The organism is Peribacillus sp. QJM3NY_7 (assembly GCF_056173225.1).
This window is the reverse complement of the sequence record NZ_CM149663.1, coordinates 2,476,450-2,488,363: the sequence shown is the minus strand read 5'-3', so window position 1 is coordinate 2,488,363 and position 11,914 is coordinate 2,476,450. Positions and strand designations below refer to the sequence as shown.

9 protein-coding genes are annotated in these 11,914 nt (G+C 39.6%); 7 read left to right on the top strand and 2 right to left on the bottom strand.

Going from position 1 to position 11,914, the window contains the following annotated elements; genetic code table 11:
* Window positions 1-365: 365 nt before the first annotated feature.
* From AC0VX1_RS11865 to AC0VX1_RS11845, 5 genes are all read left to right on the top strand, one after another.
* Window positions 366-1,247 (top strand): MerR family transcriptional regulator, encoded by an 882-nt coding sequence (locus AC0VX1_RS11865; RefSeq protein ID WP_413021092.1) that lies wholly within the window; start codon window positions 366-368, stop codon window positions 1,245-1,247.
* A gap of 506 nt (window positions 1,248-1,753) precedes the next feature.
* Window positions 1,754-3,097 carry an APC family permease gene (locus AC0VX1_RS11860; protein WP_475471366.1) on the top strand — a complete coding sequence of 448 codons (1,344 nt, stop codon included), beginning with the start codon at window positions 1,754-1,756 and terminating at the stop codon, window positions 3,095-3,097.
* 33 nt (window positions 3,098-3,130) lie between these two features.
* Window positions 3,131-4,750, top strand: coding sequence for an amidohydrolase (locus AC0VX1_RS11855; protein ID WP_475471364.1), 1,620 nt, complete (start codon window positions 3,131-3,133; stop codon window positions 4,748-4,750).
* Window positions 4,751-4,951: 201 nt separating this feature from the next.
* Window positions 4,952-6,295, top strand: coding sequence for an APC family permease (locus AC0VX1_RS11850; RefSeq protein ID WP_413021089.1), 1,344 nt, complete (start codon window positions 4,952-4,954; stop codon window positions 6,293-6,295).
* Window positions 6,296-6,337: 42 nt separating this feature from the next.
* Window positions 6,338-7,969, top strand: coding sequence for an amidohydrolase (locus AC0VX1_RS11845; RefSeq protein ID WP_475471362.1), 1,632 nt, complete (start codon window positions 6,338-6,340; stop codon window positions 7,967-7,969).
* Window positions 7,970-8,590: 621 nt separating this feature from the next.
* Here the strand turns inward: AC0VX1_RS11845 and cuyA are convergent.
* Window positions 8,591-9,583: a D-cysteate sulfo-lyase gene (gene cuyA / locus AC0VX1_RS11840; protein WP_475471360.1), complete on the bottom strand. Its 993-nt coding sequence runs from the start codon at window positions 9,581-9,583 to the stop codon at window positions 8,591-8,593.
* A gap of 733 nt (window positions 9,584-10,316) precedes the next feature.
* On the opposite strand from cuyA, the gene AC0VX1_RS11835 reads away from it, so the two are divergent.
* On the top strand, window positions 10,317-10,631 hold the full coding sequence (locus tag AC0VX1_RS11835) for an FCD domain-containing protein (RefSeq protein ID WP_413008315.1): 315 nt from the start codon (window positions 10,317-10,319) through the stop codon (window positions 10,629-10,631).
* Window positions 10,580-10,795 (top strand): hypothetical protein, encoded by a 216-nt coding sequence (locus tag AC0VX1_RS11830; RefSeq protein ID WP_413008649.1) that lies wholly within the window; start codon window positions 10,580-10,582, stop codon window positions 10,793-10,795. The genes AC0VX1_RS11835 and AC0VX1_RS11830 overlap by 52 nt, the downstream gene beginning before the upstream one ends.
* 135 nt (window positions 10,796-10,930) lie before the next feature.
* Here the strand turns inward: AC0VX1_RS11830 and AC0VX1_RS11825 are convergent, their stop codons facing one another.
* Entirely contained in the window at window positions 10,931-11,890 is a 960-nt protein-coding gene (locus AC0VX1_RS11825) for a VOC family protein (RefSeq protein ID WP_475471357.1), read from the bottom strand.
* Between the last annotated feature and the right edge of the window lie 24 nt (window positions 11,891-11,914).

Sequence of the window (11,914 nt, the reverse complement as noted above, 5' to 3'; positions counted from 1 at the left end):
CCCTCATTACAAATTCCTCATTAAACATCCAGTAAATAATATCCTTTCTAATTGGGAAAACCATTGCTTTTGCTTTGTACTTTCCGCTTGGAAGTTTTGGTTACAAGTTTTCAAGAAAAACTGTTGAACTGTACTACCTCTTCTGCATTTTAATCCTTTAAGTCCAAAAAAGTATACCCACTTCAAGAGCTGAAATGGTTAACCCTGATTAAATCGAATACTGGACGTGTGACTGCAATTTTATGAATGCGGTGCTCTACAAATATTCGTGCCACTAGCTATACACAACAGGAATCACTACTTTATAATAGGGAGAAATCATGTTATTAATATATATAAATTCAGTGTTGGTTAGGAGAAAAGCCATGCAAAACAAGCTTAGTATAGGAGAAATGGCGAAGTTGCGAGGTGTAACCGTAGATACATTGCGTCATTACGATAAAATTGGATTGCTAAAGCCTTTTCATATTGACCCCGAAACTGGCTATCGTTATTACTCCATTTCCCAGTATGAGGTTCTCGGAACGATCAAAGAGTTAAGGAGCATCGGGTTTTCCTTAGAAGAAATCAAGCAGTTTCTTACGGATCGCAATGTCAAAAAGTCGGTTCAATCACTTCAAAAATCAATGGCTAATATACAGGAAGAAATTAAGAAATTGCAAGGTATCCATAATATTTTGATGACACGATTATACAATATTGAACATTTCACAAACAGTTACAGCAATTCGGATATCGTGATAAAACAATTTGAAGAACGGGAATACATCCAGCTAGCCAGATCGGTAAGTTGGACGGATACAGAAAATCTTTATTTTGGATATTTGGAGCTCGAAAACAAGATTGGTGGAATCATTCCTGCTTTGGCCAGCAATAAATTTGGAGATTTCATCAAGAAAGAGTATCTTGATGAAATTCGTCAATCATCTGACTTTTCCGCTAACCTAAGTGACTATCAATCTCAATCATTCATTCTTGTTCAGGGTGAGGAGTCAGAACAACCAACCAAAAAAATTGAAAAAGGGCTATTTTTATGTTCCTATTATGGAGGACTTACAAGGGAGAAAATGCTAACCCAGCTCAAAAAGCTACTCCATTATTGCGATACTCATGACTTTATTATTACCGGTGACGCCTTTCGAATTATGCAGGTTGACGTTTCTCTGACCGATCAATATGATGAAGCTTATTATGAAATACAAATTCCGATTCACGAAAAAGTAACAAGTGAACAGCCTTCGAAATGAAAGCATTATCATTTCGAAGGCTGTTTTTTTGTATCGCAACTGTTTACTCTCGTGTTAGACGAGACTTTATAATGGATTTATACATTATAATGGATTTATACATAATGAATGGAGTGATGCATTCCTAAATGAAAACAGCAAACCATTATTTTGAAAAATCATTTTGTTCTAAGGAGTGATACCTTTTATTAAAAAGTGTGACATCAAAAAGACAAGGCCATGTTGTTCCTTGCATTATGCTACTCTTCTTTACCAACTCCTCTGTGCGGCCGATTGGAGGACAGGCAATTATAAAAAATGGTTAAAAGCATTCAGTCAGAGCTCAAGTTGTATCCGTTCACAAGTAGTTACTATTTATATTGGTTATCCTTAAATAAATCCAGACAAATAACCTTTCAATTGACTGAATTTACGGAATTTTAAATTAAATAATCCGCTTATTCACTATGTGCACATTAATGAATTGTACGATCGTTAGTAAAAAAATTCACAAGGAGGATTGATTAATGGAAAATACGAATTCACCAACTCTTCAACGTACTCTTACTTTGAAGTATGTCGTCTTTTTCGGATTGGCTTTCATGGCTCCAAAAACGTTTTTCTCAACTTATGGGGTTGCTGTAGACAGCACCAGCGGGATGATGCCAACGGCTTATGCCATTGCTTTAGTTGTCATGTTATTTACAGCTTATAGCTATGCCCAATTAGTGAAAGCGTTCCCAAAAGTAGGAGCCGCATATACGTTTACGCAAAAATCTATAAGTCCACATATAGGGTTTATCGTTGGTTGGACAATCATCATTGATTATATATTTAGCCCGATGATCAGCGCCCTAATCGTCGGAATTTCATTGAAAGCTTATTTTCCATCCATTCCGATGTTTGTTTGGATCATTTTATTTATTGTGATTATTACTGCTGTCAACATCCTTGGCATTAAATTAGCAGCGAAACTTAATACGTATATGCTTTTCTTGCAATTTTTATTGTTTGCACTATTTTTTATTTTGTCCATTAAAGGTCTTCTTGAAGGAAAAGGAACAGGGACATTATTTTCCACCGTTCCCTTTTATGATCCTGAAATTAGCTCACCGGCTCTACTATCTGTTATCCCAATTCTTTGTTTTAGCTTTTTAGGATTTGATGCAGTAACTACTCTGTCAGAGGAGACGAAGGATCCTACGAGAACGTTGCCAAAAGCGATCTATTTCATAACGATGATTGGCGGATTTTTATTTATCACAAGTTCTTATTTTGCACAACTAATTTTTCCGGAGTTCCATTCTTTCACTAGCCCTGAATCCGCCTATTTAGAGATCGCGATGTATATCGGCGGAAACATTTTTGTGAGCTTCTTTGTGGCAGTGGGGCTAACTTCCACCACAGCTTCAGCCGTGGCATCAGGAACGAGCGCCTCTCGTATTTTGTATGCGATGGGAAGGGAAAATGTATTACCGAAAAAAATCTTCGGCTATCTATCACCGAAATACCGGACACCTATGTTCAATATTTTACTCATTGGCGGGATTGCATTAAGCGCTCTTTTCTTAAATCTAACAACAGCTGTATCACTTATTAGTTTTGGTGCGTTATTTGCCTTTTTCTTTGTGAATCTTTCAGTTGTTTCTTACTATTTTTTTCAAAAGAAACAGAGATCTTTTAAAGGAACGATTCAATATTTGATTATCCCGCTTACTGGTGCAGCACTAATTGGATTGTTTTTCATAAATCTAGATAAACATTCACTAATACTAGGTGGAACTTGGCTTCTTATCGGATTTATTTATCTATTAAACTTAACGAAAATGTTTAGGCAGCCGCCTCCTGAGCTTGCCTTTGAGGAAGCTTAATAATAAAGCTAAAAAAGAAGGGAATGATTGATGATGAGTCAACAAGTAGCTGACGTAATTATATCAAGTAATACTGTATTTACAGGTCTTTCCGACCAACCTGAACCCGCCTCCATTGCAATTAAGGACAACAAAATTGTTGCGATTGGTACTGAGGAAGAAATTAAACACTACGCAGGTGAGCACACGAAAATCTATCAGTTTAAAGACCAATTAATTATGCCGGGATTCCATGATTTCCACCTTCATATCATGCAAGGTGCCGTTGCCCTCAATAGTGTCAATCTGTTCGCCGCTCGCTCAGAAGATGAAGCGCTGGAAATGATTGGCGAATTCGCCGAATCAAAACCGGAAAATCAATGGGTAATCGGATTTACTTGGGATGCAGGTTATTGGGATACACAACAATTACCGACTCGCCATTCATTGGATCATATTCTTCCAGACCTTCCGGCACTCATGTTTCACGCTGAAGGCCATTATGCATGGGTGAATACGAAAGCTTTGGAGATTGCTAATATTACTCGTCATTCGGAAAATCCTTTCTATGGCATTATAGGAAAAGATGAAAGTGGAGAACCCAATGGTATTTTATATGAAAAAGCAATGGATGCGGTTATCCGCCATGCATTTAATTTTTCAAATTCACAAAAAAATGAAATCTTCTCCAATTTCTTGGCACACGCAGCAAGCTTAGGGGTGACCGCTGTCAATGACTTACATGGTTTAAAGACAATCGAATCACTAGATGTTTTCAAAGAATTCGAAGACAACGGTAAATTAACAACGCGGATTCATTTATGGCCTGCATTAAATGGCGATCTTGGGCACTCCAAACAATTGCGAGAGACATATCAATCGGATAAACTCCGTGTGTCGGGACTTAAACAATTTATCGATGGTGTCATTACCGCCCGTACAGCTTATCTACTCGAGCCTTATGCGGATCAACCAGAAACACGCGGTGAGACGTCTTTCCCTCCTGAAACGATCAAAAAATGGGTCGTTGCTGCAGATAAAGAGGGCTTCAGCATTCGTTTTCATGCGATTGGAGATGGAGCAATCCGTCTTGCCTTAGATGCCTATGAGGAAGCGCAAAAGACAAATGGTAAACGAGATTCACGACATTCCGTCGAACACATTGAAGTTATTCATCCAGATGATATTCATCGTTTTAGTGAACTGGGTGTTACGGTCTCAATGCAGCCAGATCACTTAGCGATGTCTGAAAGAGGTGTTTACACCGAACAAGTTGGTGCTGAACGAGAAAAGTATGTCTTCTCGATTAATACTTTGCAAAAAACCGGTGCGAAACTGGCTTTTGGAACGGACTTCCCAATTGATATTTTGAATCCGCTCCTCCAAATTTATCGTGCGGTAACGAGAATCGACAGCAGCGGAAAAACGGTATGGCATCCACATGAGTGCATCACACTTTCCGAAGCATTGAAAGCTTATACCAGTGGCCCAGCCTACGGTACATTTAGAGAGCAGGAATTAGGGACATTGGAAGCAGGTAAACTTGCTGATATTATCGTCTTGGAACGAAATCTCTTTGAAGTGCTCGTGGAAGAAATACCAGATATAAAGGTACTGTTAACAATAGTTGACGGTCAAGTAGTTTATGATTATGCCGGCACTTTAGTAAGATAAGTAAACGATTCGGAAAAAGATGATCAAACAGCGGATGTACATCTTTGTCAACAAACGTTTTACTTTATATGGTACTTATTATTTTTGAGAAATTTAAACAAACGGATACTGACCATTCTATGGAAATAAAACCGAAGAATCAGTATGGTATTGGAATAAAGAATGACTATGATGCAGCCATTTAAATAGGGGGACTGATATATGAATAATTCAAACTCACCAACTCTTAAACGTTCACTTCCATTAAAATATGTTGTGTTTTTTGGTTTGGCCTTTATGGCCCCAACTACTTTGTTTTCAACATATGGAGTTGCTGTTCATAGCACGAACGGGATGATCACTACTGCTTATATCGTTGCCTTTATCGTTATGCTATTTACAGCCTACAGCTATGCGCAAATGGTCAAAGCCTTTCCGAATGCGGGTGCAGCCTATACGTTTACCCAAAAATCCCTAAGTCCTCACATTGGTTTTCTCGTAGGTTGGACCATCATACTGGATTATATGTTCAGCCCAATGATCAGTGCTCTATTGTTAGGCATTGCAATGAAAGCCTATTTCCCTATAATTCCTATGTACGTCTGGATTATTCTCTTTATCGTCACGGTTACGATTATAAATATTCTCGGAATTAAGGTAGCGGCTAAGCTTAATATGGGGCTTCTATTCTTGCAATTCGGAACACTTGCGTTGTTCACCATTTTTTCAATAAAGGGGCTTTTAAATGGTCAAGGTGCAGGGACGCTTTTTTCGATCCTCCCGTTTATTGATTCAAATATAAATATGCCGGGCTTCATGTCCATAATCCCTATTTTATGCTTTTCCTTTTTAGGGTTTGATGCAGTAACAACTCTTTCTGAAGAAACGAAAAACCCGCGAAAATCCATACCTAGGGCCATTTATCTTGTAACAATCATTGGTGGATTATATTATTTTATCGGTTCGTACTTTTTACAGCTTGTCTGGCCTGACTACCAATCATTTAAAGCCCCGGAAGCTGCCTATATGGAAATTGCAATGTATATCGGGGGGAACTTTTTGATAAGTTATATGCTTGCTGAAGGAATCATGTCAAGTTTTTCATCAGCCATTGCGTCAGGAACAAGTGCTTCACGTATTTTATTTGCAATGGGACGTGAACGTGTACTTCCTGCCAAAATATTTGGATATCTTTCTCCTAAATATCGTACACCTGTCTTCAACATATTAATTATAGGAGGCGTTGCTCTAAGCGCACTTTTCTTAAGCCTTACGACTGCCGTATCTCTTATAAATTTTGGTGCATTATTCGCTTTTACTTTCGTTAATCTTTCGGTTATCGCTCACTATTATTTCCGAAAAAAGCAGCGTTCTTTAATGGGGACCATTCGGTACCTTATCATTCCGTTAATTGGAGCTTCTCTTACAGGTTTCTTTTGGATAAAGTTAGACATCTATTCGTTAATACTGGGAGGAACATGGTTTGCGATCGGATTTGTGTACCTCCTTAACCTTACAAAAATGTTTAGACAGCCGCCTCCTGAGCTTGCCATTGAACAAGCTTAATAATATTAAGCTATTCTATAGAATTGAAAGGAATGATAGATAATGAATCAACAACCAGCTGATGTAATTATTTCAAGTAATGCAGTATTTACAGGACTTTCTGATCAACCGGAGCCCGCCTCAATTGCGATTAAAGACAATAAAATCATTGCGGTTGGTTCTGAAGAGGAGGTTAAACCTTATTCAGGCGCGAATACCAAAATCCATCAATTTACTGACCAATTAATTCTACCGGGTTTTCATGATTTCCATCTTCACATGATGGATGGCGCTGTTTCGATGAATAGTGCCAATTTATTCCCAGCCCGTTCAGAAGAAGAAGCGTTGGAAATGATTCGTGAATTTGCCGAATCACGCCCGCAAGATCCTTGGATAATCGGCTCTTCATGGGATGCAGGATATTGGGATACGCAGCAATTACCGAATCGGCATTCATTGGATCGCATTCTCCCCGATCGTCCGGTGCTTATGTTTCACGCCGAAGGTCATTACGCATGGGTAAATTCAAAGGCACTTGAAATCGCTAATATTACCCGTCATACGGAAAACCCTTCGTATGGAATGATTGGAAAAGACGAAAATGGAGAACCTAATGGTCTTTTATACGAAAAAGCAATGGACGCGGTTATCCTCCATGCCTATGATTTTACAAAAGAACAAAAGAGAGAACTTTTCACGAATTTCCTCACTCATGCGGCTTGTTTAGGAGTAACATCCGTCCATGACTTATTCGCAATAGAAGCATTGGAAATGCTTAATGATTATGATGTTTTCAAAGAATTTGAAGACAATGGAGATTTAACTGCCCGTATTCATTTATGGCCAGCTTTAAATGGCAATCTTGAACATGTCAAACAATTACGAGATACGTATCGATCTAATAAACTTCGTGTGTCAGGACTTAAACAATTTATCGATGGCGTCATTACAGCCCGTACCGCTTATTTACTTGAACCTTATGCTGATCAACCGAATACACGAGGTGAATCATCGTTCCCTCCTGAAACGATCAAAAAATGGGTCGCTGATGCTGATAAAGAAGGCTTTAGCATTCGTTTTCATGCCATTGGCGACGGAGCGGTTCGCCTTGCTTTAGATGCCTATGAGGAAGCGCAAAAGACAAACGGTAAACGAGATTCGCGTCATTCCGTTGAACACATTGAAGTGATCCACCCTGATGATGTTCATCGTTTCAAAGAGCTAGGCGTGACCGCTTCAATGCAGCCGGATCATTTTGCGATGTCTGAAAGAGGTGTTTATACCGAGCGGATTGGTACAGAACGAGAAAAGTATGTTTTCTCGATTAATACACTGCAAGAAGCCGGAGCGAAATTGGCATTCGGAACGGACTTCCCAATCGACACCCTTGATCCGCTTCTTCAAATCTATCGGGCAGTAACGAGAATCGACAGCAGCGGAAAAACGGTATGGCATCCACATGAGTGCATCACACTTGCCGAAGCATTGAAAGCTTATACAGCCGGAGCAGCTTATGGTTCCTTTAGGGAGAAGGAATTGGGAACATTAGAAGTAGGAAAACTTGCTGATATCGTAGTATTGGAACGAAATCTCTTTGAAATACCAGTAGAAGAAATTCCCAATACAAAGGTACAACTAACGATCGTTGATGGAAAAGTTGTTTTTGATCATACGACGTCTTTAATCGAAAAGTAACATTAAAGGAGGATTCTACAACTGTAGAATCCTCTCAGACTGTAGACAAACTCAAAATCGAGTTTGTCCTTTTTTATGCTTGTACAATTTGGACGTTGATTGGAACGTGGGGCACTCGCTTTCCGCGGGCGGGTCCGCCCTCGGCTTTCGCCTGTAGGGTCTCCCTAGACGCGCTTTTCTAAGCAGGAGTCTCGTACACCCGCTCCAATCAACTTTGACTTACCTTTTAGATAGAACACTTTTCCCTACAGTCTTTTTTGTTTTAGGCTGTTTTCACATACTTTGTTGCTATTTACCAGGTAGTGAGTTGTGGTTGATTTCCCCTCCAGATGCTCGCTTTCCGCGGGGCGGGCGGTGAGCCTCCTCGGCGTAAACGCCTGTGGGGTCTCACCTGTCCCGCTGCTCCCGCAGGAGTCTCGCACTTCCGCTCCAATCAACCTTAAATAGTTTCGTTTTGAAAACAACAATCTTTACGAAAAGAGCCTTGTTTTAAAATAGATCTATTAAAAACTTGAGGTGATGAGGATGCTTTCAAAACATCATTCTATTCAACGAGATCAACTTGAAAGATTACTTTAGACCAACCAACTGGTGCCGGAGAACCATTTGGTTCGTAAAATTTCAATTAAAGAGAGACGTATTGGCGTATAGCGATGAAGCACCGCCAGAGTGAACAAATAGAATGTTATCCTCCGGCTTAAAGGTGCCTTTTTGTATTAAATCGATGAGTCCCGCTGCCGCTTTCCCCGTATATACCGGATCCAGCAGTATCCCTTCCGTTCTTGCCATTAGCTTGACTGCTTCCACCATTTCAGGTGTAGGCAAAGCATAACCCGGGCCGACATACTCATCAAAACACGTAACAGCCTCACGAGGAATTGAATTCGGAATGCCGATATGTGTTAAAGTTTCCTTAACAAGCTGAATAACTTTCTCTTCTTGTTCAGCTTTCCCTCTGCTTACGTTTATTCCAATTACCGATACTCCACTGTGATTTCCATGAAATCCTGCCACCAAACCAGCATGCATTCCTCCACTGCCGCTTACACAAATAACTGCTTTCAAATCAATTCCTTGCTCAAAGGACTGGGCCAAGATCTCCTGAGCACATGCAACGTATCCCGTCGCACCAATGACATTGGATCCCCCAACCTGGATGATGTAAGGTTGATGTCCTTTCTCTGTCACCTCTTTAGCCACTGTTTGCATTTCTTGCATTAAGTCAGCTCCATTAGGCACTACTTTGATTTGTTCAGCGCCTAATAAATGGTAGAGAAAATAGTTACCGTTAAAATCCGGTTCAGAATTTGAAAGGCCCTCTTCCAACACAAGGATGCATTTCATTTTCTCTTTAACCGCAGCAGCTAGTGTCAAGCGGCAATGATTGGATTGAATGCCTCCACATGTAATCAATGTATCCGCGCCTTTGTCCAATGCATCGGCAACAAGGAATTCCAGTTTCCTTGTTTTATTTCCGCCTGCCGTCAGACCAAGCATATCGTCTCGTTTAACGTAAATGGATGGGCCCCCAAGAAATTCAGAAAAATGATCCAGTCTCTCAACTGGTGTATATGTCGGTGTATATCGTTTCCTGGGAAATTGTGCTAAGTTCATTAATAACTCCTCCTGCTTCCTCTATGTATATTAAAGAAAGAAAATATCAATCTGATATTCTCTTTCGTTTAAAATAAGCTTCGATTTCAATCATAGCATCTTTATGTAAACGAGCAACATGAATCTCCCTTCTAGCATGGTTATCTGTAAAAAGAATTTTCATATACATCACTCGTCAGGGCAAAATGATATCAAAACCTACTATTAGTGCTTCCGCTTATTCTATGACCACCTTTTTTCCCAAAAAGTATCAGGCAGTTTCCCAGTTACAGCATATTTAAGGGCTACCTGGAATTTTTTATCTTGCCAAAGGTCCGATTGCCTAGTAAGCGTCTTTAGTAGTAATTGTGTCATCCATCCCATTGAATTGTATTAATAAAAAGTATGAAGCATTGAAATGGACATCACTCATTTTTAAAATAAATATACTTGTATATTTTTAGAAAAGAGCGCCATGGAAACCAATAATTATCTATATATTCAAATTAAGTAGAACATTATTATTCTAAGCCCTTAAGGGAAGCTATATTTTTGTTATTAAAAATGCAATCATTGAAGCGTATTATTGCCCGGAGACCGTTTAATGGAAGATGATATCGCCCAGCAAATCAATTGTAGCCGTACACCGATTTGTAAAGCTTTTGGGAAATTGGAATAGGAAAATTTGCTACAGGTTAAACCTGTCCATAGGGATGGTCATATCCAATGTGGATATTGAATTTAGCTGCAAGAATTGGAAATCAGTAATGCTCAAAAACATTCTATACAAAAAGACTGTGAAGGAATTACGGAGGAGGAGTTAAAAAAACTGGTATGGGCAACAGTTAAACTGCAACAAGAAATAAATAATAATGACCGAATAGCGGCAAGTCGTACAAACATCGAATTTCACCGCTTATTATATTCCAACTCGAGAAATAACTTTCTCCAAAAAACTACAGATTCATCATGGTTTCTTTTCGAATCCTTTTTATCGGCCCGTAATGAGGAATTACATTGGTGGATAAATCTTGGTATGAGGAACGAAACAACGAGCACTTACAGTTAATCCAGGCCATTCGTGACAAATTTGTAGAAAAAGCAATAAAGGTCAATACGATCCATATTGATGTTAAATTCTTCACTTTTTTATTCGAACCGTACAAGGCCATGGTTGAAGTCCCCTTCCCGACCATTGCCTTGTATGCTTTTTACGGTTGCGCTTCTAGGTAGTTATTCAGCTGATCAGGTGGGAAAATGGCTAGGTTTTTCGATTGAATGACCCCTGGGGTTCTTATTCCTAATTATGTAAGTTCCAATTGCCCGGACAATCATCCATACACCTTTTGATGATCAATGGTTACTTGTTTACTCATCGTAACGTTCCAGCAATTCAATAATCACTTTAAAGGTCGCTTTTGTATCCATATAGGCATACCGGCCTTTTCCGTTAAAAAAGTTTCCTGTCTGTATGACCGGATAGCCCATTTCTTCCAGCATCTTCATTTTAGCTTCCATGTCTTTAACGACAAAAGAGATATGGTGAACACCCTCACCATATGTTTCTAGATGATCTTTCCACGTACTGGGTGATTCGCCCGGCTCGATCAATTCAATTTGAATTAACGGAGTATTGATGAACATATATTTTGATTTGCCTTCAGTGGGCTTCCCTTTGTAAATCACGTTTGTAATATCGGATGAACCAGAATGGATGATGGGAGGTTTTTCAACACCCAACAACTTACTATATGCATCTGCAGCCGCATCAAGGTCTTTGACAACAAACGCAAGCTGTTCCACTTTGTTAGTCCCTAGTAGCGGCTGAATGCTGTCATTTTCCGGTCTTTCCCATGCCGTTACTCTTGGCTCCGCACTTTCAAGCAGTTCAACTAACGTTTTGTGATCATCTAGTGTATCCACATATACATATCGGCCGTCACTTGAAGTGAATTCACCCGTTTGCAAAGCTGGGTAACCATTTTTCTCCATGATTGGCAGCCTCTTTTGGATAGAGTCCACATCAAAAGCTATATGGTGGATCCCTTCACCTACTTCATCCAGGAACTCACGCATCGTTCCTGGATTTTTATCGGGTTCTATTAGTTCAAATTGGACGGTCGGTGTATTCAGGAAAGCCAGTTTGGATTGCGATTCCGTTGGTACACCTCTAAAAGTGACTTTCGATACAGAACTGTCACCAGTTAGAAATGGTTCTGCCTTCTTAATGCCCAGCAGTCTTGTAAAAGCTAGATTAGCAGCTTCAATATCTTTTACAACAAATGCGAGTTGATTAATATTCCTATTGCCCAATAGTGATTCAGCCATACTAATAAACCTACTTCCCATAGT

What these genes read in the sequence shown, in the direction of transcription:
- AC0VX1_RS11865 (WP_413021092.1), top strand. Translation starts at nt 366, where the DNA reads ATGCAAAACAAGCTTAGTATAGGAGAAATGGCGAAGTTGCGAGGTGTA.
- AC0VX1_RS11860 (WP_475471366.1), top strand. Translation starts at nt 1,754, where the DNA reads ATGGAAAATACGAATTCACCAACTCTTCAACGTACTCTTACTTTGAAG.
- AC0VX1_RS11855 (WP_475471364.1), top strand. Translation starts at nt 3,131, where the DNA reads ATGAGTCAACAAGTAGCTGACGTAATTATATCAAGTAATACTGTATTT.
- AC0VX1_RS11850 (WP_413021089.1), top strand. Translation starts at nt 4,952, where the DNA reads ATGAATAATTCAAACTCACCAACTCTTAAACGTTCACTTCCATTAAAA.
- AC0VX1_RS11845 (WP_475471362.1), top strand. Translation starts at nt 6,338, where the DNA reads ATGAATCAACAACCAGCTGATGTAATTATTTCAAGTAATGCAGTATTT.
- cuyA (WP_475471360.1), bottom strand. Translation starts at nt 9,583, where the DNA reads ATGAACTTAGCACAATTTCCCAGGAAACGATATACACCGACATATACA.
- AC0VX1_RS11825 (WP_475471357.1), bottom strand. Translation starts at nt 11,890, where the DNA reads ATGGCTGAATCACTATTGGGCAATAGGAATATTAATCAACTCGCATTT.